Below are 25,219 nucleotides of genomic sequence, written 5' to 3' on the forward strand. Positions count from 1 at the left end.
AGTCACTGTCAGAACAACACGCGGCAACGAATAGTGCCGTTGATGTGCTGCAGTTTCTCCTGGGCGATTTCCGAGTAATCGGCGTCTACGTCGATGACCACGTAGCCGACTTTCTCGTTGGTCTGCAGGAACTGACCGGAGATGTTGATGCCGTTTTCGGCGAAGACCTTGTTGATCTCGCTCATCACACCCGGAATGTTCTGGTGGATGTGCAGCAGGCGGTGCTTGCCAGGGTGAGCCGGCAGGGCCACTTCCGGGAAGTTCACCGACGACACCGAGGTGCCGTTGTCGCTGTACTTGACCAGTTTTTCTGCCACTTCCAGACCGATGTTGGCCTGCGCCTCGGCGGTGGAACCACCGATGTGCGGGGTCAGGATCACGTTGTCCAGGCCACGCAGCGGGCTTTCGAACTCTTCGTCGTTGGAGCGTGGCTCCACCGGGAACACGTCGATGGCCGCGCCGATCAGGTGCTTGTCCTTGATCGCGTCCGCCAGGGCGTCCAGTTCGACCACGGTGCCGCGTGCGGCGTTGATCAGAATGCCGCCCTTCTTGATGGCGCGGATTTCCTTCTCGCCGATCATCCACTGGGTCGCCGCGGTTTCCGGAACGTGCAGGGTAACGATGTCGGACATGCCCAGAAGCTCGGTCAGGTTACCGACCTGGGTTGCATTGCCCAATGGCAGCTTGGTCACGGTGTCGTAGAAGTACACCTGCATGCCCAGGCCTTCCGCCAGGACCGACAGTTGAGTGCCGATCGAGCCGTAGCCGACGATGCCCAGCTTCTTGCCGCGGATCTCGAAGGAGTTGGCCGCGCTCTTGATCCAGCCGCCACGGTGGCAGGATGCGTTTTTCTCAGGAATGCCGCGCAGCAACAGGATCGCTTCGGCCAGCACCAGCTCGGCAACGGAGCGAGTGTTGGAGTACGGGGCGTTGAACACCGCGATGCCGCGTTCGCGCGCCGCGTTCAGGTCGACCTGGTTGGTGCCGATGCAGAAACACCCCACAGCCACGAGCTTCTTCGCGTGATCGAAGATCTCTTCGGTCAGTTGAGTGCGAGAGCGAATGCCGATGAAGTGCGCATCAGCGATCTTTTCCTTCAGCTGGGCTTCCGGCAGAGAACCAGTGAGGTACTCGATGCTGGTGTAGCCCGCCGACTTGAGGACGTCGACAGCCGATTGGTGGACGCCTTCGAGAAGAAGGAACTTGATCTTGCTCTTATCGAGAGAAGTCTTGCTCATCTGCGTAAACCTGTATCCCGGAGAAAAATGGCAGGAAATAGTCAGGGTGCCCTGTCTTATACGTACTGATCCTTTTTGACGGCGTCTGTTGCCGTCATGCTGCGTTGCCGCTCCTCGCCATAGCGGGCTATGACTCGTCGCGGCGCCTTGCCTGACGACAACAGCCACTCGTCAAAAGAGGATCGTACGTATAAAACAGGGCACATAACGCTGACCCGGACGGCAAGAATGCCGTCACCGCAGAATAGCCGTTGGGCACTACCCTGCGGGGTCGGTATGCTAGCATACGCACCCCGCTAAACACTCATTCCTGCGACGTGAAGCGTTCTCAGGATGACCATGAATTGTTCGAGAGTTCTGTCGATGACCAATCCTGCCCTGATTGATGAGCTGAAGACCCTGGTTGAGCCTGGCAAGGTGTTGACCGACGCCGACTCCCTGAATACTTATGGCAAGGATTGGACCAAGCATTTCGCCCCGGCCCCGACCGCCATCGTGTTCCCCAAGACCACCGAGCAGGTCCAGGCCATTGTCCGTTGGGCCAACACGCACAAGGTGGCGCTGGTGCCGTCCGGCGGTCGTACCGGTCTTTCCGCCGCTGCGGTGGCAGCCAATGGTGAAGTGGTCGTGTCGTTCGACTACATGAACCAGATTCTCGACGTGAACCTGACCGACCGCACGGCCGTGTGCCAGCCAGGCGTGGTCACCGAGCATCTGCAGAACGTGGCTGAAGAAAAAGGCCTGTATTACCCGGTGGATTTCGCGTCGGCGGGTTCGAGCCAGATTGGCGGCAATATCGGCACCAATGCCGGCGGAATCAAGGTGATTCGCTACGGCATGACACGCAACTGGGTAGCCGGCATGAAAGTCGTCACCGGCAAGGGCGATCTGCTGGAACTGAACCGCGACCTGATCAAGAACGCCACCGGCTACGACCTGCGTCAGCTGTTCATCGGCGCCGAAGGCACCCTCGGTTTTGTCGTCGAAGCGACCATGCGCCTGGACCGCGCGCCGAAAAACCTCACCGCGATGGTCCTCGGCACCGCCGATTTCGACTCGATCATGCCGGTGCTGCACGCGTTCCAGAGCAAACTCGACCTGACCGCCTTCGAGTTCTTCTCCGACAAGGCCCTGGCCAAGGTCATGGCCCGCGGCGACGTGCCGGCGGCGTTTGAAACCGATTGCCCGTTCTACGCGCTGCTGGAATTCGAAGCGACCACCGAAGAAGTGGCCAACCACGCCCTGGAAACCTTTGAGCACTGCGTCGAGCAGGGCTGGGTGCTGGACGGCGTCATGAGCCAGAGCGAAACCCAGCTGCAGAACCTGTGGAAACTACGCGAATACATTTCCGAAACCATTTCCCACTGGACGCCATACAAGAACGACATTTCGGTCACCGTGTCGAAAGTCCCGGCATTCCTGAAGGAAATCGACGCGATTGTCGGCGAACACTACCCGGATTTCGAAATCGTCTGGTTCGGCCACATCGGCGACGGCAACCTGCACTTGAACATCCTCAAGCCGGAAAACCTGAGCAAGGACGAGTTCTTCGCCAAGTGCGCCACCGTCAACAAGTGGGTGTTCGAAACCGTCGAGAAGTACAACGGCTCGATTTCCGCCGAACACGGCGTGGGCATGACCAAGCGTGATTACTTGACCTACAGCCGCTCGCCGGTCGAGATCGAGTACATGAAAGCCGTCAAGGCGGTGTTCGACCCGAACGGCATCATGAACCCGGGCAAAATCTTCGCTGTTTGAATCAACGGAACAGGAGTCGGTAATGAGCTATCAGCACCAGTATGTCGACGGTACGCGTATTCACTTCCCGCTGGGGAAAGTGGTGTGCATCGGCCGCAACTACGCCGAACACGCCAAGGAACTGGACAATCCGGTGCCTACCGAGCCGCTGCTGTTCATCAAGCCAGGCAGTTGCGTGGTGCCGCTGGAAGGCGGTTTCAGCATTCCGACCGAGCGCGGTTCGGTGCATTACGAAGCGGAAATCGCGGTGTTGATCGGCAAGCCGTTGTCGACCAAGCCAAGCCGTGAAGAAGTGCTGGATGCGATTTCCGGTTTCGCCCCGGCCCTGGACCTGACGTTGCGCGACAAGCAGGCCGAGCTGAAATCCAAGGGCCTGCCGTGGGAAATCGCCAAGTCCTTCGACGGCGCGGCGGTGATTGCGCCGTTCGTGTCCGGCAGCACCTTTGCCGACCTGACTGACATTGGCATTCGCCTGACCATCAATGGCGAAGTGCGCCAGGATGGCAACAGCAGCGCCATGCTCAACCCGATCGTGCCGATGATCCAGCACATGGCCGGTTGCTTCTCGCTGCAGGCCGGGGACGTGATCCTGACCGGCACGCCAGTGGGCGTTGGCCCGCTGAATGTCGGTGATGAACTGGTGATCGAACTGTCCGGCGCGAGCAGTTTCACCAGCAGCGTCCGTTAACCCAAACACCGCAAAACCCTGTAGGCGTGAGTCTGCTCGTGATACCGGCCTGTCATTCGACATCTCTGTTGACTGACACGCCGGTATTGCGAGCAGGCTCGCTCCGACATCGGTTTGTGGTGGCCCGCAGAAGGGCAATCCCGCCATTTCCCGTTTTTTTCACATCTTGTCTGGATAATTCCGCGGATTCCGGCGTCTGAGCCGGTCCCAATTGTGCTATTACCCGTAGCCTGAATTTCTGGAACGCATCCTGAATGGCCACCCGACCGCTGCCCACTGTCAAAACTGCCCGCCGCTCGCGCTTTGTCATGCGTTGGTATTCCTGGCTTTTGCTGGTGGCCGTCGCCGTTTATGGCCTCGCCTTTGCGATGCATTGGGACGATCGAGGTGTGCTCTGGCTGCATGAGCGTTTTGAAAGCCCGGCCGAGCGTCAGGAAAGTATCTGGCTACCGGATTACCGCGCAGTGATCGACGCCAAGCTGCTGCCGGGCATGGAGAAGGACGAAGCGTCGGACCTGGCTTACAACCCGCACACCAAAACCCTGTTTTCGGTCATGGGCAAAAACCCGATCCTCGTTGAGCTGACCTTGCAAGGCGATGTCCTGCGCAAGATGCCGCTGGTGGGCTGGAGCAACCCTGAAGGCCTGACCATGATGGGCAATGGTCTGCTGGCCATCGTCGATGAGCGTGAGCATATGCTCTCCATCGTCAAGGTCGATGCCGAAACGCGTGAACTGAACATCGCCAACTTCCCTAAATACGACCTTGGCCCTTCGAAAGACCAGAACAAGGCCTTCGAAGCCATCGTCTATGACCCGCGCAATCAGCAAATCCTCCTGGGTGAGGAACGCCCGCCGGCGCTGTTCAGCTGGAAAAGCGACGGCAGCCAGACCCTCAAGGGCGACAAGCAGAAACTCGCCAATGACGAACTCGACATCCGCAACCTCTCGGGACTGGCCATCGACCCGCGCACAGGCCACACCCTGGTGCTGTCCGCCGATTCCCACTTGTTGCTGGAACTGGACGAGAAGGGCGAGCAGGTCAGCTTCATGACCTTGCTGGGCGGCTTCAACGGCTTGAAGAAGACCATTCCCCGTGCCGAAGGCGTGACCATGGACGAGGCGGGCACGCTGTACATGGTGAGTGAGCCGAACCTGTTCTACCGTTTCGAAAAGCAGAAATAGGCGCTCAGAATCCAGGCGTTGTGGTCAAAGGCAACTGGCCATTAAGCTTGAATTCATACAGGCGTGATATTTCATCCGCCTGTTTCTGTTTCCGAGCCCGCCTGAATGCGCCGACTTGCCCGTCCCAAACCCCTTATTTTGATCCTGACAGTCATTGCACTGGTCGCGCTGATTGCGGTTGGCCAATACATGCGTCTGTTCGAGCGCGCCTGGTTCAACCTGCACACCCTCTGGCAACCTTTAAGCAGCGAGTCCATTGGCCTGGATCAATACCGGGTGGAGATCGAAGCCCGGGTCATTGACGGGCTGAACGACGACGTGTCGGCGCTGACCTTCGATCCGGTGCGCAAAAGCCTGTTTACCGTCACCAACAAAAACGCCGAGCTGATCGAACTGTCGCTGGACGGGCGGATCGTCCGACGTATTTCGCTGGTCGGCTTCGGTGATCCGGAGGCGGTGGAGTTCATCAGCGCCGACACTTACGTGATCACCGATGAACGCCAGCAGCGGCTGATCAAGATTCATCTGGATAAGGACACGACGTTCCTCGACGCGGCGGACGCCGAGCAGATGACCCTCGGCGTGCACATGAGCGGCAACAAGGGTTTCGAAGGCCTGGCTTACGATTCGGTGGGCAAGCGCCTGTTCGTCGCCAAGGAGCGCGACCCGATGCTGATCTACGAAGTGCAGGGCTTCCCACATTACAACCCGGAGAAATCCTACGCGGTGCATGTGGTCAACAACCCCAAGCGCGATGCCGGGATGTTCGTGCGAGACCTGTCGAGCCTGCAATACGACGAGCGCAGCGGCCATTTGCTGGCGCTGTCCGACGAGTCGCGGCTGATTCTGGAGCTGGATGTGGACGGGCGACCGCTGAGCACCATGTCGCTGAGCAAGGGGCGACAGGGGTTGCAGAAGACCGTGCCGCAAGCGGAAGGCATCGCCATGGATGACGATGGCACGATGTACCTGGTGAGCGAGCCGAACCTGTTCTACGTCTTCAAAAAACCAGCGCAGAACTAACAAACACCGCAAAACCTATTGTCGGAGCGAAGCTTGCTCGCGAAGAGGCAGTCACATTCAACATCGCTGTCGATTGTTGCGGCCTCTTCGCGAGCAAGCTTCGCTCCTACTGGGAGTACGGGGTCAGGCCTTGAGGGTTTTCACGCCTTCGCTAGTGCCCAGCAGCAGCAAATCCGCCGGACGCGCCGCGAACAAACCATTGGTGACCACGCCCACAATGGCGTTGATCTGCGTCTCCAGCTCCACCGGGTTGGTGATCTGCATGTTGAACACGTCGAGGATGATGTTGCCGTTGTCGGTCAACACGCCTTCACGGTAGACCGGGTCACCGCCGAGCTTCACCAGCTCGCGGGCCACATGGCTGCGGGCCATCGGGATCACTTCGACCGGCAGCGGGAACGCGCCGAGCACCGGCACCAGTTTGCTGGCGTCGGCGATGCAGATGAAGGTCTTGGCCACGGCCGCGACAATTTTCTCGCGGGTCAGGGCCGCGCCGCCGCCCTTGATCAAGTTCAGGTGCTCGTCGCTTTCATCGGCGCCGTCGACATAAAACTCCAGGTCGCTGACGGTGTTCAGCTCATACACCGGAATGCCGTGGCCCTTGAGGCGAGCGGCGGTGGCTTCGGAGCTGGCGACCGCGCCGTCAAACGCGCCTTTGTGCTTGGCCAGGGCGTCGATGAAGCAGTTGGCGGTGGAGCCGGTGCCGACCCCGACAATGCTCTTGTCGTCGAGTTTCGGGAGGATGAAGTCGACGGCGGCCTGAGCCACTGCCTGTTTGAGTTGATCCTGGGTCATGCGGGCTCCGAGGTGCCGAAGGAGGGAACGAAAGGCCAGCATTATAGGCTTCGGGGCAGGGAAGGTCATTGCCCGATTGGCGGGCCCCGACCTTTACCTGTAGGAGCGAGGCTTGCCCGCGAAAGCGATCGTACCGCCAACATTTATGTTGGATGTGACGGCCTCTTCGCGGGCAAGCCTCGCTCCCACAGGTTCATGATCCCTTCCATGGACGGTAAAACCACCTGTTTAGTGTGGTCGTCCGGCCGAAAGCCGGGTTAGACTCCTTGGCCCTGCCCAACCCGCTCAGTGATGCTTTCCGATGCTCGAACAGTACGTCAAAAAGATCCTCACCTCGCGCGTTTATGACGTTGCCGTAGAAACCCCGTTGCAGACTGCTCGCCAGCTCTCCGAGCGGCTGGGCAATTCCATTTGGCTCAAGCGTGAAGACTTGCAGCCGGTGTTCTCGTTCAAGATTCGCGGCGCCTACAACAAGTTGACGCAGTTGAGCGATGAAGAGCGCGCTCGCGGTGTGGTCACCGCCTCGGCGGGCAACCACGCGCAGGGCCTGGCCCTGGCGGCAAAAGTGCTGGGCGTGAAAGCCACCATCGTCATGCCCAAGACCACCCCGGAAATCAAGGTCGAAGGCGTGCGCTCCCGTGGCGGCAAAGTCGTGCTGCACGGCGATTCGTTCCCGGAAGCCCTGGCCTACTCGCTCAAACTGGTCGACGAAAAAGGCTACGTCTACATTCATCCTTACGACGATCCCCACACTATTGCCGGGCAGGGCACCGTGGCGATGGAGATTCTGCGCCAGCACCCCGGGCGTCTGGATGCGATCTTCGTTCCGGTGGGCGGCGGCGGGTTGATCGCCGGGATCGCGGCGTATGTGAAATACCTGCGCCCTGAAATCAAAATCATCGGCGTCGAACCGGACGACTCCAACTGCCTGCAAGCGGCCATGGCGGCCGGCGAGCGCGTGGTACTGCCGACCGTGGGCCTGTTCGCCGATGGTGTCGCGGTGGCGCAGATCGGTCAGCACACCTTCGATATCTGCAAAGACTACGTCGATGAAGTGATCACCGTCAGCACCGACGAAATCTGCGCGGCGATCAAGGACATCTACGACGATACCCGCTCGATCACCGAACCTGCCGGCGCCCTGGGCGTGGCCGGGATCAAGAAGTACGTCGAGCAACGCGGTGTCACCGGGCACACCTTTGTCGCCATCGATTCCGGCGCCAACGTCAACTTCGACCGTTTGCGCCACGTTGCCGAGCGCGCCGAGCTGGGCGAGGGCCGCGAAGCCATCATCGCCGTGACCATTCCCGAGAAACCGGGCAGCTTCAAGGCGTTCTGCGAAGCCATCGGCAAGCGCCAGATCACCGAATTCAACTACCGCTACAACACTGGCAGCGAAGCGCATATCTTCGTCGGCGTGCAGACGCATCCGGAAACCGACCCGCGCAGTGCGCTGATCGCCAGCCTCAGTGAGCAGGGTTTCCCGGTGCTGGACCTGACCGATAACGAACTGGCCAAGTTGCACATACGTCACATGGTCGGTGGCCGCGCGGCCCAGGTCGTCGATGAAGTGGTGCTGCGCTTTGAATTCCCGGAACGTCCGGGTGCGCTGTTCAACTTCCTCAACAAGCTCGGCGGGCGCTGGAACATCTCGATGTTCCACTACCGCAACCACGGCGCGGCGGATGGCCGTGTGGTCGCGGGCCTGCAAGTGCCTCACGACGAACGTCATCTGGTTCCTGCGGCGCTTGAGGAAATCGGTTACCCGTACTGGGATGAAAGCGACAATCCGGCCTATCAGCTGTTTCTCGGCTGAGCGGCTACGCTGATGGGCAGTCTCTAAGGAAGTCGAACAATGGAAACGTTAACCGCCCTGAAAATGGCGCACACCGCGGCGACGGCAATATTGTTGGGCTGTGCGCTGGGCTTGGGGATATGGTTTTGGCAAACGCGGCGTCGTGGTGATGCGACTGCTGCAGCGCGCACGTTGCAACGGCCTCGGGTGTTCGTTTGGCTGTTGATGGGCCTGGCGCTGCTGAGCATGCCATTCACCGGCTGGTGGATGGTGCATCTGGTGGGCTGGCCGTTGGGGCAGACGTGGTTGCTCGCGTCGAGTGTGCTTTACACCCTGGCAGCATTGGGGTGGTTCTGGTTGTTGGTGCGGCTGAACAAGCTGCGTACTGCGCCGGGCGGCAGCGGCAAGTTCACCTTTGCTCTCGCGCTGTTCAGCTTTGTCTGCTTTATCGCCATCGCGGGGTTGATGGGCGCCAAGCCGGTTTAAGGCTTGAAACCGAGGCGATCCCTTCGCGGGCAAGCCTCGCTCCTACAGGTGATGTGTCGAGTCTGTAGTCGGCTACCACCACAAATCCTGTAGGCGCGAGGCTTCCCCGCGAAAGCAATTTCAGTCGCGCAACGAAATTACCGGCCAGCCACGCTGCTCGGCCTCGGCGCGCAAATTCGGATCAGGATCGACCGCCACCGGATTCGCCACTTGCTCCAGCAACGCAAAATCATTCATCGAGTCGCTGTAGAAATAGCTGTCTTCCAGCGAATGCCCGGTCTCTTCCAGCCAACGATTCAACCGCGTGACCTTGCCTTCGCGGAAGCACGGAACATCGGTGCTGCGCCCGGTATAACGGCCATCAACCATCTCGCATTCCGTGGCGATCAGGGTTTCAACCCCCAGGCGCTGGGCAATCGGCCCGGTGACGAAGCGGTTGGTCGCGGTGATGATCACCAATTTGTCGCCAGCCTCGCGGTGCTTGGCCAGCAAATCGATAGCCTTGGGCAGCACAATCGGCTCAATGCAATCGCGCATGTAATCCAGGTGCCATTGATCCAGTGTGGCCATCTCGGTGCGGCCGAGGACTTCCAGGCAAAAGTTCAGATAAGCATCGTTATCCAGCTTGCCGGCCAGGTAATCCTGATAGAACTCGTCGTTGCGTGCCTTGTAGGCGACGGCATCGAGGAAGCCGCGCTCGCACAGGTAATCGCCCCAGGCGTGGTCACTGTCGCCGCCCAAAAGCGTGTTGTCCAAGTCGAATAAAGCCAGCCGCATTGCAGTTACTCGCTGAAAAGTCTGTAGAAAGGCGTCCAGAATACGGACTTTTCACAAGAGTGCACATAAGGTAGGTCGGCTCGTTGCTGCCTTCACAACCTTTGTGGAACAATGCGGCGACATGCGTTTGCGAGGTTGTTGCCGTGATCGACCCCGATGGTTTCCGCCCCAATGTCGGGATCATTCTCACGAATGATGCCGGACAGGTGCTATGGGCTCGCCGTATCAATCAAGATGCCTGGCAGTTTCCACAGGGCGGGATCAACCCCCAGGAGACGCCGGAAGACGCCTTGTACCGCGAGTTGAACGAAGAAGTGGGTCTTGAGCGCGAAGATGTTGAAATTCTCGCCTGCACCCGGGGCTGGTTGCGCTATCGTTTGCCGCAACGTCTGGTCAGAACACACAGCCAACCGCTGTGCATCGGCCAGAAACAGAAATGGTTTCTCCTGCGCCTGATCTCCAACGAGCAGCGGGTGCGGATGGATTTGACCGGTAAACCGGAGTTCGATGGCTGGCGCTGGGTCAGTTATTGGTATCCGTTGGGCCAGGTGGTGACATTCAAGCGCGAGGTGTATCGACGCGCTCTCAAAGAGCTTGCCCCGCGCCTTTTAACGCGCGACTGACGACGGAGTTCGACCCCGAGCCATGCTCAATACGCTGCGCAAGATCGTCCAGGAAGTTAACTCCGCCAAGGATCTCAAGGCGGCGTTGGGGATTATTGTGTTGCGCGTCAAAGAGGCCATGGGCAGCCAGGTCTGCTCGGTCTACCTGCTTGACCCCGAGACCAACCGCTTCGTGCTGATGGCGACCGAGGGCTTGAACAAGCGCTCGATCGGCAAAGTCAGCATGGCACCCAACGAAGGTCTGGTTGGCCTGGTCGGCACGCGTGAAGAACCCCTGAACCTCGAAAACGCCGCGGATCACCCGCGCTACCGCTACTTCGCCGAGACGGGCGAGGAGCGCTACGCCTCCTTCCTCGGGGCGCCGATCATTCACCACCGCCGCGTCGTCGGCGTGTTGGTCATTCAGCAAAAAGAACGCCGCCAGTTCGATGAAGGTGAAGAAGCCTTCCTCGTGACCATGAGCGCGCAACTCGCCGGCGTTATCGCCCACGCCGAAGCCACCGGTTCGATCCGTGGCCTGGGTCGTCAGGGCAAAGGCATTCAGGAAGCCAAGTTCGTCGGTGTACCGGGTTCGCCGGGTGCGGCGGTCGGGACCGCGGTGGTCATGCTGCCGCCGGCCGACCTGGACGTGGTGCCCGACAAGACCATCTCCGATATCGCCGCCGAACTCGGGCTGTTCAAGACCGCCATCGAAGGCGTTCGCGCCGACATGCGTGCCTTGTCCGCCAAATTGGCGTCGCAGCTGCGCCCCGAAGAGCGGGCCTTGTTCGACGTCTACCTGATGATGCTCGCCGACGAAGCGCTGGGTAACGAAGTGACCACGGTGATCAAGACCGGTCAGTGGGCCCAGGGTGCGTTGCGTCAGGTGGTCACCGAGCACGTCAACCGTTTCGAATTGATGGACGACGCGTACCTGCGTGAGCGCGCCTCGGACGTCAAGGACCTTGGCCGCCGTTTGCTCGCCTACTTGCAGGAAGAGCGTCAGCAGAATCTGGTCTATCCGGAAAAAACCATTCTGGTCAGTGAAGAACTGACGCCGGCCATGCTCGGCGAGGTGCCGGAAGGCACGCTGGTCGGTCTGGTCTCGGTCCTCGGTTCGGGTAACTCCCACGTCGCGATCCTCGCCCGGGCGATGGGCATCCCGACGGTGATGGGCCTGGTCGACCTGCCCTATGCCAAGGTCGACGGCATCGAATTGATCGTCGATGGTAATCGCGGCGAGGTCTACACCAACCCCAGCGACGTGCTGCGCAAGCAGTTCGCCGAAGTGGTGGAAGAAGAGAAACAGCTGGCGCTGGGTCTCGACTCTTTGCGCGACTTGCCGTGCGTGACCCTCGATGGCCACCGCATGCCGCTGTGGGTCAACACCGGTCTGCTGGCGGACGTGGCGCGAGCGCAGAAGCGTGGTGCCGAAGGGGTCGGTCTGTACCGCACCGAAGTGCCGTTCATGATCAACCAGAGGTTCCCGAGCGAAAAGGAGCAGCTGGCGATCTACCGCGAGCAACTCGCCGCGTTCCATCCGCAACCGGTCACCATGCGTAGCCTGGACATCGGCGGCGACAAGTCGCTGTCGTACTTCCCGATCAAGGAAGACAACCCGTTCCTCGGCTGGCGCGGCATTCGCGTTACCCTCGACCACCCGGAAATCTTCTTGGTGCAGACCCGCGCCATGCTCAAGGCCAGCGAAGGCTTGAACAACCTGCGGATTCTGCTGCCGATGATCTCCGGCACCCACGAACTCGAAGAAGCCCTGCACCTGATTCACCGGGCATGGGGCGAAGTCCGCGACGAAGGCACCGACGTGCCAATGCCGCCGATTGGCGTGATGATCGAGATTCCGGCGGCGGTGTATCAGACCAAGGAACTGGCGCGGCAGGTGGACTTCCTGTCGGTCGGCTCCAACGACCTGACTCAATATCTGCTCGCGGTGGACCGGAACAACCCGCGTGTAGCCGACCTTTACGATTATCTGCACCCGGCGGTGCTGCAAGCGTTGCAGAACGTGGTGCGTGATGCCCACGCCGAAGGCAAGCCTGTGAGCATTTGCGGCGAGATGGCCGGTGACCCGGCGGCGGCGGTGCTGTTGATGGCGATGGGCTTCGACAGCCTGTCGATGAACGCCACCAACCTGCCGAAAGTGAAGTGGATGCTGCGTCAGATCAACCTGAGCAAGGCCCAGGAATTGCTGGCCGAACTGATGACCATCGACAACCCGCAAGTGATCCACAGCTCGCTGCAATTGGCGCTGAAAAACCTTGGGTTGGCGCGAATGGTCAATCCGGCTGTGGTCAAGGCTCTCTAAAAGGCTGATGGCCCCTTCGCGGGCAAGCCTCGCTCCTACAGGGATTACCTGACCCTTGTAGGAGCGAGGCTTGCCCGCGAAGACGTCCTCGAACACTCCAAAAATCTAAACCCAGATCTCCACTTCCCCCAAATGCCCCCCATACGGCCCGAAACTCCGTTCGACCATCCGCCGCGTCCCATCCGCCTGCACAATCAACGCCGTACTCGCACGCGTCCCATAAGTCGGACTGGCAATAAACACACTCGACAGCAACGTCTCGGTCGCCAACCCCACCCCGGTATCCGGCAACTCGGCGAAGGGTGCGGTTTGCGGATCTTTCAGCAACGCCAGTAACGCCTCTGGCTGCGGATCCTCCAGCACTTCCTCCAGCGCCGCCCGTGCCTTGAGCAATTTCGGCCACGGCGTATCCAGCCCGGCATTCGACAGCCCATAAACCCCAGGCGCCAGCATCACCGCCTCAGACTCCCGCGCATTGAAGTGCCACAGCTCGTTGGCATTGCCGATCAGCAGATTAAATCCGGCATATTCCAGCGAACGTCCGACAACGTCGCTTAAGTAATCATCAATTGGCATATTGCCCAAGAGAAAACCCGCCACCAGCTCACCTCGGGATTTTCGCGATGGCGACTGATTCGGATCACGAATATTGGTCAGCGCAGCAAAACGCCCATTGGCACCAATACCGAGCCAGGTGCCGCCGGCTTCGAGGTCGAGACCGGCGTAGACATGCGGTGCGTGCGGCCATTGCGCCAGGGGCTGGCTGGGCCGGGCATAGAACTCGTCGCGGTTGGCCGCCACAATCAGCGGCTGGGCGTGACCCGGTCGCCAGGCAAAAACAATCAGGCACATAAGGTGGTCCTTGTGTGTTTTTTGCCCACTCTACGCAGTCGTCGCCTGTCGTTCCATTGCCATCCGCAGTGGAGCCCGAGGCCACGCATCCGTTACCATGCCGCTCCGGTTTTGCCTAAGCATTGGGATCGTCCATGGAATTTCTGCTCTATCTGGCGCTGGGCGCCTGCGCAGGCGTGCTGGCCGGGCTGTTCGGGGTAGGTGGCGGGATCATCATCGTCCCGGTGCTGGTGTTCAGTTTCACCTTGCAGGGCTTCGACGCCTCGATCCTGACCCACCTGGCGGTCGGCACGTCCCTGGCAACGATCATCTTTACGTCGGTCAATGCCGTCCGCGAACATCATCGTCGTGGCGCCGTGCGTTGGCCGATATTCGTGTGGATGACCGTCGGAATTCTGATGGGTGCCGGTTTCGGGGCGCTGACGGCCGAAGCGATCTCCGGCCCGAATCTGCAGAAAATCATCGGTGTGTTTGCGCTGATCATCGCCGCGCAACTGGCGCTGGACGTCAAACCCAAGGCCAGTCGAACGGTGCCCGGCAAACTCGGTCTCACCGTGGCCGGCAGTGTGATTGGCTGGGCCTCGGCGATTTTCGGCATTGGCGGCGGCTCGTTGACCGTGCCGTTCCTGACCTGGCGCAGCGTGCCGATGCAGCAAGCCGTGGCGACTTCGTCGGCTTGCGGCCTGCCCATCGCCTTGGCCAGTGCATCAAGTTTCATGATTCTGGGCTGGCACGATCCCTTGCTGCCGGCCCATAGTCTCGGTTTTATCTATTTGCCGGCGCTGCTGGGGATTGCCCTGACCAGCATGGTGTTCGCCCGTCTCGGTGCGCGACTGGCCCACAGGCTGTCGCCAAAGTTGCTGAAAAGGCTGTTCGCGGCTTTGCTGTTCTGCGTAGGCCTGAGCTTCCTGCTCTAGCTCGCAATGCTGGCTTAATCCTGAGGTGGCAGCGTCGCCCGGGAATTCTGGTTTCAACTTTCAACAAGGAGTCGCAATGCTGCCTTACCCGCAGATCGACCCGGTGGCCCTGGCCATCGGTCCGCTGAAAATCCACTGGTACGGTCTGATGTACCTGATCGGCATCGGCGGCGCCTGGCTGCTGGCATCGCGCCGGCTCAACCGTTTCGACCCGACCTGGACCAAGGAAAAGCTTTCCGACATGGTCTTCTGGATGTCGATGGGCGTTATCGTCGGCGGCCGCCTGGGCTATGTGCTGTTCTACGATCTGAACGCTTATCTGGCCAACCCGACACTGATTTTCGAAGTGTGGAAGGGCGGCATGTCGTTCCATGGCGGCTTCATCGGCGTGATGCTGGCGGCGTTGTGGTTCGGCAAGAAGAACAACAAGTCGTTCTTCCAGCTGATGGATTTCGTCGCGCCGATGGTGCCGATCGGCCTGGGTGCCGGGCGCATCGGTAACTTCATCAACGCCGAGTTGTGGGGTAAGGCGACCGACGTGCCGTGGGCAATGATCTTCCCGACCGATCCGGCGCAACTGGCGCGTCACCCGTCGCAGCTGTACCAGTTCGCGCTCGAAGGCGTGGCCCTGTTTGCCATTCTCTGGCTGTTCTCGCGCAAGCCGCGGCCGACCATGGCGGTGTCCGGGATGTTTGCCCTGTTCTACGGCATCTTCCGTTTCATCGTGGAGTTTGTCCGCGTACCGGACGCGCAACTGGGCTATCTGGCCTGGAACTGGCTGACTATGGGCCAAGTGCTCTGCGTACCGATGATCGTTGGCGGGCTGTTCCTGATCTGGCTGGCGTATCACCGCGCCCCGGCGACTCCAGCGGCTGCCGTATAAATTCGAATCCCGGGGTGACGGCCCCGGGTTCAAGGACACAGGTAATTCATGAAGCAATATCTCGAACTGGTCGCCCACGTCATCAAGAACGGCACCAAGCAAGCCAACCGCACCGGCGTGAACACCATCAGCTTTCCGGGCGCGATGCTGCGTTATGACCTGAAAGAAGGTTTCCCGGCGATCACCACGCGCAAGATGGCCTTCAAATCGGCCATCGGCGAGATGTGTGGTTTCCTGCGTGGCGTGAACAACGCCGCCGAATTCCGCGCGCTGGGCTGCAAGGTCTGGGATCAGAACGCCAACGAAAACGCGCAGTGGCTGGCCAATCCGTTCCGTCAGGGTGAAGACGACCTTGGCGAAATCTACGGCGTGCAATGGCGCAAATGGCCGGCGTACAAGCAGATTCCGGTCAGCAATCAGGCCGCTATCGAACAGACCCTGAGCCAGGGTTATCGTCAGATCGCCGAAGGCGAGGAAGACGGTCAGGCCTATGTCGTTCTGTACAAGGCGATCGACCAGATCCGCCAGTGCGTCGACACCATCATCAAGGACCCGGGCAGCCGCCGCATTCTGTTCCACGGCTGGAACGTCGCCCAGCTCGATGAAATGGCTTTGCCGCCGTGCCACCTGCTGTACCAGTTCCACCCGAATGTCGAGACCAGGGAAATCTCCCTGACGCTCTACATCCGCTCCAACGACCTGGGCCTGGGCACGCCGTTCAACCTCACCGAAGGCGCCGCGTTGCTGAGCCTGATCGGCCGACTGACCGGCTATACACCGCGCTGGTTCACCTATTTCATCGGTGATGCCCACGTTTACGAAAACCATTTGGACATGCTCAACGAACAGCTCAAGCGCGAGCCGTTCCCGATGCCGAAACTGGTGATCAGTGACCGTGTGCCGGAGTTTGCCAAGACCGGCTTGTATCAGCCGGAGTGGCTGGAGTTGATCGAGCCGAGCGATTTCTCGCTTGAGGGGTATCAGCATCACGCGCCGATGACGGCACCGATGGCCGTCTGATTGTTTGACGGGCAGGGCTGTTTTATTAGAAAAGGTTCTACCTGACTGTCATTTCTGCCAGTAGGCGAATAAATGAGAGGGTGTTTGACTGATCACGAGGCCATCAGGCCGTGGTCAGCAACACCCTCTTTTTATTTCAGGAGCCTTGTCATGAATAACACTGCGGCCGGTGGAACGGACGGCTTTTCGGAGCGACATTTCGGTACAAATCCTCTAAGGAGCGGATTGACAGGAGCACCGTTCGTTGGCTGTGAAAGCCAGTCGGGGCTCTTTCATTTCATTCCGGGCCTCGATCCATGGGGATGCGTGGTGCCCATGGAGGTTTTCACCGGCGCACCGATCTTCGTCGATTCACTTCGAGTGGTCGTGGCGGTAAACGATAGAGAATTTCAGATCGGCGATCAGGTTCGAGTGCAATGGGCGGCGTTTGGCGGTTCGGGGGGCAATTATCAGTCGCAGCCGCAGTCCGTACAGAGTTTTATGCCGTTGCATTTTGTTGTGCCCGACGACACGGCAAGGCAGTTTGAAGGAGACCGGGTCGAGGTCATTTTTGTCATCGAAAGAGGCGGGGGCGCTACACCTTCTGCATCGTTGCTCATGACCTTCGCCCCGGCACTGATTCAAACCGGCCCGGTCTCTATTGAGGGTGTATCTGAAGGCGTTCTGGAGATTGACCCACATCCCGATGGCGTCGTTCTGACCATTCCGCGGATTGAAAACCTGCGAACAAACAACGCCATTGAAATGCTCTGGATAAGTAGCGCGAATGGCGGGCAGGGCGGAGCCTGGAGAGACTATCAGCGCAAGTTGACGGTCAATCCCGATTCACCCCTCAAGTTTCGGATTGAGCCCTCTGTCTATCAAAAGCATCGGGGTGAGACCGTTCAACTGCGCTGCAGTCTTTTTCTGGGCTCGGGCATGGTCCCGGGCATCGGTTACGGCATGGGGCATCGAGGCATATTGGAATTCAAGTTGATCTAGTCGCTGATGTGGCGATGGGACTAATGCCCATGACTCCTGCCGACATGGGAATGCTCAACTTCCGTCGCCACCACCCCGCCACTCACTTCCAGCCGCTGCAAAATCCCGCACTGATCAATGTCCGGGCCCTCGCCACAGCGTTGGCGCAGGTCGAGCAGTTGCGTCTGTAACGCCATCAATCCGTCGATCCGCGCTTTCACGTGATGAATGTGCTCGTCGATCAACGCGTTCACGCTTTCGCACTGATCCTGCGGACTGTCGCGCAGGGCCAGCAGGCTGCGGATCTCTTCCAGGGTCATGTCGAGCGTGCGGCAGTTGCGGATGAAGGTCAGGCGTTCGGCGTGGGCCTGAGTGTAGACCCGGTAGTTGCCGTCGCTGCGGGCGGGCTCCGGCAGCAGGTTTTCGCGCTCGTAGTAGCGGATGGTTTCGACGGCGCAGTCGGTGAGTTTCGCTAGTTCTCCGATCTTCATGACAGCAATCTCCAAAAGGGTGCTTGACCCTATAGTGGCTACAGGGTCTTTACTTGGCAACAGGCACCTTCATGGACGCAACCAATGAGCGATTCCCTTCACACCCACAAACCCGAGGCTGATCACGATCACGATCACGATCACGATCACGATCACAGCCACAAGCTGCAGCCTGTGCAGAAGCATGCCCATGGCGGGCACGGCGATTCCTGCTGCTCCTCCAAGGCGGCAGCGCCTTCGCTGATCAAGTTGAGCGACACGCCGACCGACGGCGCGCGGCTGAGCAGCTTCCGCATCGACGCCATGGACTGCCCGACCGAGCAGACGCTGATCCAGAACAAACTGGGCAAGCTTGCGGGGGTCCAGCAACTGGAATTCAACCTGATCAATCGGGTCCTGGGCGTGACCCATGACCTGCCGAGCACTGCGCCGATCATCGAGGCGATCAAGTCGCTGGGCATGGTGGCTGAACCGATGGAACAGGGCGCCGAAGCGCCAGCGCCGATCCCCGAGAAAAAGCACTGGTGGCCTCTGGCACTGTCCGGCGTGGGTGCGCTGGCGGCAGAAGTGATCCACTTCACTAGCGCCGCGCCGGACTGGGTGGTGGCGATCATCGCGCTGATTTCGATCCTCAGTGGCGGCCTCACCACTTACAAGAAGGGCTGGATCGCGCTCAAGAACCTCAACCTGAACATCAACGCGTTGATGAGCATCGCAGTCACTGGCGCGATCCTGATCGGGCAATGGCCGGAAGCGGCGATGGTGATGTTCCTGTTCACCGTGGCCGAGTTGATCGAGGCCAAGTCGCTGGACCGGGCGCGTAACGCCATTGGCGGCTTGATGCAGATGACCCCGGAACAGGCGACGGTGCAGCAAGCCGACGGCAGCTGGGTCACACAAGAGGTCAAAACCATCGAACTGGGAGCGCGAGTGCGGGTGCGTCCCGGCGAGCGGATTGGCCTGGACGGCGAAGTCGTGTCGGGCAGTTCGACCATCGATCAGGCGCCGATCACCGGCGAAAGTCTGCCGATCGAGAAGACGGTGGGCGATAAGGTCTTCGCCGGCACCATCAACCAGGCAGGCTCGCTGGAGTATTCGGTCACTGCAGCGGCGAACAATTCCACACTGGCGCGGATCATCCACGCCGTGGAACAGGCCCAAGGCGCACGGGCGCCGACCCAGCGCTTCGTCGATCAGTTCTCGAAAATCTATACCCCGGCGGTGTTCCTGCTGGCCTTGGCCGTGGCGGTGATTCCGCCGCTGTTCATGGGCGCCGTCTGGTTTGACTGGATCTACCGCGCGTTGGTCTTGCTGGTGGTCGCTTGCCCATGCGCGTTGGTGATTTCCACTCCGGTGACCATCGTCAGCGGCCTCGCCGCGGCGGCACGCAAAGGCATCCTGGTGAAGGGCGGCGTTTATCTGGAGGGTGGCCACAAACTCGATTACCTGGCCCTGGACAAGACCGGCACCCTGACCCACGGCAAACCGGTGCAGACCGATTATGTGTCGCTTGATCCCACCGCAGACGCCACTGCCCCGGCGCTTGCCGCAGCGCTGGCCGGTCGTTCGGACCACCCGGTGTCGTTGGCCATCGCCAATGCGGCGGTGGATAAACAATTCGCGCCGCTCGTTGTGGATAACTTCGAAGCCCTGGGCGGTCGCGGTGTACGCGGGGAAATCAACGGTCAGATCTACCACTTGGGTAACCATCGCCTGGTGGAAGACTTGGGCCTGTGTTCGCCTGCGCTGGAAGAGAAGCTGTTTGCCCTGGAAAAACAGGGCAAATCGGTGGTGCTGTTGCTCGACAAGTCCGGCCCGTTGGCGCTGTTTGCCGTGGCCGACACGGTGAAAGAGTCCAGCCGCGAAGCGATCCAGCAACTGCACGATCTGGGCATCAAAACCCTGATGCTGACCGGCGACAATGTCCACACCGCCCAGGCGATTGCCGTGCAAGTCGGCATCGACGAGGCCAAGGGCGATCTGCTGCCCAACGACAAGCTGCAAGCCATCGAGGCACTTTATGCACAGGGCCATCGTGTTGGCATGGTCGGCGACGGCATCAACGATGCGCCGGCGCTGGCCCGCGCCCAGATTGGTTTCGCGATGGCCGCCGCCGGTACCGATACCGCCATCGAGACCGCCGATGTCGCCCTGATGGACGACGATCTGCGCAAGATCCCTGCGTTCATCCGCCTGTCGCGTCGAACCTCGACCATTCTCAAACAGAACATCGCCCTCGCTTTGGTCATCAAGGTGATCTTTCTTGGGGTAACCTTCGCTGGGATCGCCACCATGTGGATGGCGGTGTTCGCCGACATGGGTGTCAGCCTGTTGGTGGTGTTCAACGGTTTGCGCCTGCTGCGCAAGTAAGCGATGAGGGACGGGTGTGCTGAGTGCCGAGCTGAAGGCGTTTTACATGGTTGCCCGCCTGGGCAGCATTACCCTGGCGGCGAAAAAGCTCGGCCTGAGCCAACCCACGGTGACCACGCAGATCCGCCATCTGGAAAGCCAGTATTCGGTTGAGCTGTTCTACCGTGGCGGCCGCCGCCTCAGCGTCAGCGATGAAGGCGCGCGGCTGTTGCCGATGGTCAAGGCGCTGTTGCAGCAGGAAGCCGACATCGAGTTTTTCCTGCGCAACAGCGGCCAGGTCCAGGGCACATTGCGCATTGCTGCTACTGCGCCGTATTACATCCTCGACCTGGTGAAGACTTTCCGCGAGCGCTTGCCGCAAGTGGAAGTGTCGGTGGAAATCGGCAACTCCCAGCAGGTGCTGGAAGCGCTGGAGGATTACCGGGTGGATGTCGCGGCATCGTCACAATTGCTCGACGATGCGCGGCTGATTCGGCGGGTGCTCGGCAGCGATCCGCTGGTGTTGGCGGTGCATCGCAACCATCCGCTGGCGGCGCACGATCATGTGCCGCTCAGCGCCTTGGCCGGGCATACCTTGTTGATGCGCGAATCAGGCTCGACCACTCGACGATTGACTGAAGAATTACTGGCCAGCGCGGGGGTGAGTTTCGGGCCGTTGCTGGAAATTGGCAGCCGTGAATCGATTCGCGAGGCGGTGCTGCGCAACATCGGCATCAGCATCATTGCCCGACAGGAAGTGCCGCATGACCCGCAATTGCGCGTGCTGACGATTGAGAATGCGCCGCAGATTCCGGAGTATCTGTACTGCCTCAAGGAGCGCAAAGGTGCGCGGTTGCCGGCGGCGTTCCTGGGTTTGGCGCAGGAAATGGCCCCCGCGTGAGATTTGTGTTGAATGTGAGGGGCCCTTCGCGGGCCAGCCTCGCTCCTACAGGTGATCGCATTCCCCTGTAGGAGCGAGGCTTGCCCGCCAAGGCGTCCGTCAGTGCGCCAACGTATCCAACCCAAATTCTTGAATACCACTATCAGCCGATTTTGCCTCACTGCCACATGACGGACGCATTACAAACCTAGGATGGGCTTCATCTGCTTGATGAGGCCTGTCCATGAACCACTCGATCGCAACTGCCCTGACCAACCCCGGCGCCCCGATGAAAGTGCGCGGTGTGCAGAAACGCTTTGGCGCCTTCACCGCGCTGGACAATGTTTCCCTCGACGTGGCGGCCGGTGAACTGGTGTGCCTGCTGGGCCCGTCCGGCTGTGGCAAAACCACGTTGCTGCGTTGCATCGCCGGCCTGGAGAAACAGGACAGCGGCGAGTTGTACCTCGGCGATCGCGACGTTTCCCACCTGGCACCCCAGGCCCGGGACTACGGCATTCTCTTTCAGTCCTACGCGCTGTTTCCCAACCTCACCGTCGAAGCGAACATTGCCTACGGCCTCGCCGGCAGTGGTCGCGATGAAGTGCGCAAACGTGTCGGCCAGATGCTGGAACTGGTCGGCCTGACCGGCAGCGAGAAAAAGTACCCCGGCCAGTTGTCCGGCGGCCAACAGCAACGTGTCGCGCTGGCTCGGGCATTGGCGCCGGCGCCATCGTTGTTGCTGCTGGACGAACCGATGTCGGCCCTCGACGCCCGAGTCCGCGAGCATTTGTGCACCGAACTGCGCCAACTGCAGCGCAACCTCGGCGTCACCACCCTGATGGTCACGCACAATCAGGACGAGGCCATGCTGATGGCCGACCGCATCGCCGTGATGAACAACGGCAAGGTCGAGCAGTACGCCACGCCGCAGGACATCTACGACCGCCCGGCCACGCCGTTTGTGGCGGAGTTTGTCGGCCAGGGCAACTGGCTGCCATTCAGCCGCAGCAGTGACAGCCACGCCCAGGTCGGCGGGATGAGCATGCGCCTGGCGGATGGCAGCGCTAAAACCACGTCGGGCCGTCTGTTTTGCCGACCGGAAGCGATCAACGTCAACCCGCCGGTGCATGAAGAAAACCTGTTCCCGGCCAAGGTTCGCGAGATCACCTTCCTCGGAAACCGCTGCCGCATGAGCTTCGAACTCGACCAACTGCCGGGCCACGCATTGTTGGCCGAACTGGCACCGGAAGCCATGCCGCGCCTCGGTGCGCAGCAGATCATGGTCGCCTTGCCCCCGCGCAGCCTGCAGGTGTTTGCCTGATGAGCGCGAACATCGCGCTGCCGATACCGCACAAGCAGGTTCGGCAGACCTCCCGTGCCGAGATCGGCGACCGGGTGTTCGTGGTCGGCGGCAAAGTCCTTTTATTGGTGTTGCTCGGCCTCGCGGTGTTGATGCCGTTGCTGGCGATCTTCTGGCGCGGTTTCAGTTCGGAGGCCGGGCAGGGCGGAGGCCTGGTGGCTGCGCGTGAATTGGTGACCAGTGCGAACTTCCACTGGTTGCTCGGCAATAGCCTGAAAGTTTCCCTCAGCGTGGCGGCGATTGTCGTACCGCTGGCCTACCTGTTTGCCTACGCATTGCAACGCACGTTGATTCCCGGCAAAGGCATCTGGCGCGCAATTTCGTTGTTGCCGCTGATGGCGCCGTCGATGCTGCCGGGGATTGCGCTGGTTTATCTGTTCGGCAATCAGGGCATGTTGCGCGGCTTGCTCTCGGACAATATCTACGGTTTCTGGGGCATTGTTCTGGGCGAGGTCATTTACACCTTCCCACACGCATTGATGATTCTTCTGTCGGCGCTTTCCCTGGCGGATGCGCGACTCTTCGATGCCGCCTCCAGCATGGGCGCCAGTCCGGCCAAAGCCTTTCGCAGCATCACCTGGCCAGCGACCCGTCAGGCCGTGTTCGCGGCGTTCTGCCTGGTGTTCACCTTGACCATCACTGACTTCGGCGTGCCCGTAGTGGTCGGTGGCGACTATCAAGTGCTGGCGCTGGAAGCCTATAAGGCCGTGGTCGGCCAGCAGCAATTCGGTCGCGGCGCGTTGATCGGCATGGTCCTGCTGCTGCCGGCACTCTTCAGTTTTGCAGTCGATGCCTGGTTGCGTCGACGTCACGGCGACGCCATGAGCGGCCGCGCCCAAGTCTTCAAACCCGCGCCGTCGAAGCGGCGGGACGGTTGTTATCTGGCCATCGTGCTGCTGATCTGCGCGGTGTTGCTGCTGGTGTTCGGCATGGCGGTGTTCTCCTCGCTGGTGAAATTCTGGCCGTACAACCTGTCGCTGTCGCTCAACCATTACCAGTTCAGCGACACCGCGGGCGGCGGCTGGCTGGCCTACGGCAACAGCGTAAAAATGGCTTTGAGCACGGCGTTGATCGGCAGCGTGCTGATCTTCACCGGCGCCTACCTGATGGAGAAAACCAAAGGCCAGCGCGGACTGAACCTGGCCTTGCGCATGCTCAGTTTCGTGCCGATGGCGGTGCCGGGTCTGGTGCTGGGCCTGGGTTACGTTTTCTTCTTCAACCTCAGCGGCAACCCGCTGCATGTGCTCTACGGGACCATGACGCTGCTGGTGGTCTGCACCATTGCTCACTATTTGACCACCGCACAAATGACCGCGACCACGGCGCTGCGCCAACTCGACGCCGAGTTCGAGGCCGCCGCGTTGTCACTCAAGGCGCCGCTGTATCGGCACTACCTGCGAGTCACCGTGCCGATCTGCCTGCCGGCGCTGCTGGACATCGTGCGCTACCTGTTCGTCTCGGCCATGACCACCGTTTCAGCCGCGATCTTCCTCTACAGCCCCGACACCATCCTCGCGGCGGTGGCGGTGCTGAACATGGACGACGCCGGCAACGTCGGCGGCGCGGCGGCGATGTCGACCCTGATTCTGTTCACTTCGGCAGGCGTGTCGATGCTGCTGGCCTGGGCCTCGCGCGGCTTGCTGCGCCGTTCCCAGGCCTGGCGGCAGACCGCTCCTGGTAAATAAATCTGTCCCCATAAAAGACCAACCCTCAACTCAAACAGGAAAAGATCATGTTCAAGCCTATGGCCCTGGCCGCTGCTGTCCTCACCGCTTTCAGCCTGAACGCCTTCGCGGCGCCAACCGAGTTGACGGTGTACACCGCCCTCGAAGCCGAGCAACTGAAGACTTACAAAGAAGCCTTCGAAAAGGCTAACCCGGACGTCGAGATCAAGTGGGTACGCGATTCCACCGGGATTATCACTGCCAAACTGCTGGCCGAAAAAGCCCGCCCACAGGCTGATGCGGTCTGGGGCCTGGCGGCGTCGAGCCTGGCGATCCTCGATCAGCAAGGCATGCTGCAAAGCTACGCGCCGAAGGACCTGGGCAAGATCGGCGGCAACTACCGCGATGCCGCCAATCCGCCCGCGTGGGTCGGGATGGACGTCTGGGCGGCGACCATTTGCTTCAACACCGTTGAAGCCGAAAAGCAGGGTTTGACCAAACCGGTGAGCTGGCAGGACCTGACCAAGCCTGAGTACAAAGGCAAGATCGTGATGCCCAACCCGGCCTCGTCCGGCACCGGTTTCCTCGACGTCAGCGCCTGGCTGCAAACCTTCGGCGAGAAGCAGGGCTGGCAGTACATGGACGACCTGCACCAGAACATCGGCCAGTACGTTCACTCCGGTTCCAAGCCTTGTAAGCTGGCGGCTTCGGGTGAATTCCCGATCGGCATTTCCTTTGAATACCCGGCGGTTCAGCTGAAGCGTCAGGGCGCACCGCTGGACATCATCCTGCCGAAGGAAGGCCTGGGCTGGGAGATCGAAGCGACCGCTGTGATCAAGGGCACACCACACGAAGAGGCGGCGAAGAAACTGGCTGACTTCTCGGCCAGCCCGGCGGCGATGGAGCTTTATAAAGAGAACTTCGCGGTGCTCGCGCAACCGGGGATTGCCAAGCCGCAGACCGAATTGCCGGCGGATTATGAGCAGCGTTTGATCAAGAACGACTTTGCCTGGGCGTCGAAGAATCGCGACGAAATCCTGAGCGAGTGGCGCAAGCGGTATGACGGCAAGTCCGAGAAAGTGGCTGCCAAGTAAGATCTCTATCGGCTGAAGGGCCTCTTCGCGGGCAAGCCTCGCTCCTACAGGGTTGGTGTCGTTTGTGATAACGCGCAACC

General features: G+C 60.4%; 22 protein-coding genes. 17 read left to right on the forward strand and 5 right to left on the reverse strand.

What is annotated here, in order from left to right:
• Positions 1–8 precede the first annotated feature (8 nt).
• Positions 9–1,238, reverse strand: a complete 1,230-nt coding sequence (serA, locus tag AC1ROI_RS06910; RefSeq protein ID WP_010466716.1) for a phosphoglycerate dehydrogenase — start codon at positions 1,236–1,238, stop codon at positions 9–11.
• A 363-nt stretch (positions 1,239–1,601) separates the two neighbouring features.
• Here serA and AC1ROI_RS06915 point away from each other — a divergent pair, with 363 nt between their 5' ends.
• The 4 genes from AC1ROI_RS06915 (at position 1,602) to AC1ROI_RS06930 (ending at position 5,891) form a co-directional block, all read left to right on the forward strand.
• A complete protein-coding gene (locus AC1ROI_RS06915) occupies positions 1,602–2,996 on the forward strand; it encodes an FAD-binding oxidoreductase (RefSeq protein WP_010466719.1) in 1,395 nt (464 codons plus the stop codon).
• A gap of 22 nt (positions 2,997–3,018) precedes the next feature.
• Positions 3,019–3,684, forward strand: a complete 666-nt coding sequence (locus AC1ROI_RS06920) for a fumarylacetoacetate hydrolase family protein (RefSeq protein WP_010466720.1) — start codon at positions 3,019–3,021, stop codon at positions 3,682–3,684.
• Positions 3,685–3,938: 254 nt separating this feature from the next.
• Positions 3,939–4,868, forward strand: a complete 930-nt coding sequence (locus AC1ROI_RS06925) for an SdiA-regulated domain-containing protein (protein WP_102594810.1) — start codon at positions 3,939–3,941, stop codon at positions 4,866–4,868.
• A 105-nt stretch (positions 4,869–4,973) separates the two neighbouring features.
• Complete coding sequence (locus AC1ROI_RS06930) at positions 4,974–5,891, forward strand: SdiA-regulated domain-containing protein (RefSeq protein WP_010466724.1); 918 nt, start codon at positions 4,974–4,976, stop codon at positions 5,889–5,891.
• Positions 5,892–6,014: 123 nt separating this feature from the next.
• Here AC1ROI_RS06930 and rpiA read toward each other — a convergent pair whose 3' ends face one another.
• Entirely contained in the window at positions 6,015–6,686 is a 672-nt protein-coding gene (gene rpiA, locus AC1ROI_RS06935; RefSeq protein ID WP_102595075.1) for a ribose-5-phosphate isomerase RpiA, read from the reverse strand.
• 301 nt (positions 6,687–6,987) lie between these two features.
• Between rpiA and ilvA the strand changes: the two genes are divergently transcribed.
• A complete protein-coding gene (gene ilvA / locus AC1ROI_RS06940; protein ID WP_010466728.1) occupies positions 6,988–8,502 on the forward strand; it encodes a threonine ammonia-lyase, biosynthetic in 1,515 nt (504 codons plus the stop codon).
• Positions 8,503–8,541: 39 nt separating this feature from the next.
• On the forward strand, positions 8,542–8,967 hold the full coding sequence (locus AC1ROI_RS06945; RefSeq protein WP_077747195.1) for a DUF2269 domain-containing protein: 426 nt from the start codon (positions 8,542–8,544) through the stop codon (positions 8,965–8,967).
• Positions 8,968–9,087: 120 nt separating this feature from the next.
• Here AC1ROI_RS06945 and AC1ROI_RS06950 read toward each other — a convergent pair whose 3' ends face one another.
• On the reverse strand, positions 9,088–9,744 hold the full coding sequence (locus AC1ROI_RS06950) for a histidinol-phosphatase (RefSeq protein ID WP_010466731.1): 657 nt from the start codon (positions 9,742–9,744) through the stop codon (positions 9,088–9,090).
• Between the two features lie 143 nt (positions 9,745–9,887).
• On the opposite strand from AC1ROI_RS06950, the gene AC1ROI_RS06955 reads away from it, so the two are divergent.
• Both AC1ROI_RS06955 and ptsP read left to right on the forward strand, forming a co-directional pair.
• On the forward strand, positions 9,888–10,367 hold the full coding sequence (locus tag AC1ROI_RS06955) for an RNA pyrophosphohydrolase (protein ID WP_007945562.1): 480 nt from the start codon (positions 9,888–9,890) through the stop codon (positions 10,365–10,367).
• A 22-nt stretch (positions 10,368–10,389) separates the two neighbouring features.
• The gene (gene ptsP, locus AC1ROI_RS06960) at positions 10,390–12,669 is read left to right on the forward strand and encodes a phosphoenolpyruvate--protein phosphotransferase (RefSeq protein ID WP_010466735.1); all 2,280 of its coding nucleotides are present in this window, start codon (positions 10,390–10,392) and stop codon (positions 12,667–12,669) included.
• Positions 12,670–12,774: 105 nt separating this feature from the next.
• Here the strand turns inward: ptsP and AC1ROI_RS06965 are convergent, their stop codons facing one another.
• Entirely contained in the window at positions 12,775–13,521 is a 747-nt protein-coding gene (locus AC1ROI_RS06965; protein ID WP_102595076.1) for an NRDE family protein, read from the reverse strand.
• Between the two features lie 134 nt (positions 13,522–13,655).
• On the opposite strand from AC1ROI_RS06965, the gene AC1ROI_RS06970 reads away from it, so the two are divergent.
• The 4 genes from AC1ROI_RS06970 (at position 13,656) to AC1ROI_RS06985 (ending at position 17,322) form a co-directional block, all read left to right on the forward strand.
• Positions 13,656–14,438, forward strand: coding sequence for a sulfite exporter TauE/SafE family protein (locus tag AC1ROI_RS06970; protein WP_077747197.1), 783 nt, complete (start codon positions 13,656–13,658; stop codon positions 14,436–14,438).
• Between the two features lie 76 nt (positions 14,439–14,514).
• Positions 14,515–15,321 (forward strand): prolipoprotein diacylglyceryl transferase, encoded by an 807-nt coding sequence (gene lgt / locus AC1ROI_RS06975; RefSeq protein ID WP_010466741.1) that lies wholly within the window; start codon positions 14,515–14,517, stop codon positions 15,319–15,321.
• A gap of 48 nt (positions 15,322–15,369) precedes the next feature.
• On the forward strand, positions 15,370–16,341 hold the full coding sequence (locus AC1ROI_RS06980) for a thymidylate synthase (RefSeq protein WP_077747198.1): 972 nt from the start codon (positions 15,370–15,372) through the stop codon (positions 16,339–16,341).
• A 150-nt stretch (positions 16,342–16,491) separates the two neighbouring features.
• A complete protein-coding gene (locus AC1ROI_RS06985; protein WP_102595077.1) occupies positions 16,492–17,322 on the forward strand; it encodes a hypothetical protein in 831 nt (276 codons plus the stop codon).
• Positions 17,323–17,342: 20 nt separating this feature from the next.
• On the opposite strand, the gene cadR is transcribed toward AC1ROI_RS06985, so the two are convergent.
• Positions 17,343–17,792, reverse strand: a complete 450-nt coding sequence (gene cadR, locus AC1ROI_RS06990) for a Cd(II)/Pb(II)-responsive transcriptional regulator (protein WP_010466748.1) — start codon at positions 17,790–17,792, stop codon at positions 17,343–17,345.
• Between the two features lie 84 nt (positions 17,793–17,876).
• Between cadR and AC1ROI_RS06995 the strand changes: the two genes are divergently transcribed.
• The 5 genes from AC1ROI_RS06995 (at position 17,877) to AC1ROI_RS07015 (ending at position 25,139) form a co-directional block, all read left to right on the forward strand.
• Positions 17,877–20,162, forward strand: coding sequence for a heavy metal translocating P-type ATPase (locus AC1ROI_RS06995; RefSeq protein ID WP_102595078.1), 2,286 nt, complete (start codon positions 17,877–17,879; stop codon positions 20,160–20,162).
• Between the two features lie 16 nt (positions 20,163–20,178).
• Entirely contained in the window at positions 20,179–21,042 is an 864-nt protein-coding gene (locus tag AC1ROI_RS07000) for a LysR family transcriptional regulator (protein WP_010466752.1), read from the forward strand.
• A gap of 223 nt (positions 21,043–21,265) precedes the next feature.
• Positions 21,266–22,342, forward strand: a complete 1,077-nt coding sequence (locus AC1ROI_RS07005; RefSeq protein WP_010466754.1) for a putative 2-aminoethylphosphonate ABC transporter ATP-binding protein — start codon at positions 21,266–21,268, stop codon at positions 22,340–22,342.
• Positions 22,342–24,066, forward strand: a complete 1,725-nt coding sequence (locus AC1ROI_RS07010) for a putative 2-aminoethylphosphonate ABC transporter permease subunit (protein WP_102595079.1) — start codon at positions 22,342–22,344, stop codon at positions 24,064–24,066. Before AC1ROI_RS07005 ends, AC1ROI_RS07010 begins: the two co-directional genes overlap by 1 nt.
• A 47-nt stretch (positions 24,067–24,113) precedes the next feature.
• Positions 24,114–25,139: a putative 2-aminoethylphosphonate ABC transporter substrate-binding protein gene (locus AC1ROI_RS07015; protein WP_010466757.1), complete on the forward strand. Its 1,026-nt coding sequence runs from the start codon at positions 24,114–24,116 to the stop codon at positions 25,137–25,139.
• The last annotated feature ends 80 nt before the right edge of the window (positions 25,140–25,219 follow it).

The organism is Pseudomonas sp. GW823-FHT02C02 (assembly GCF_058797635.1).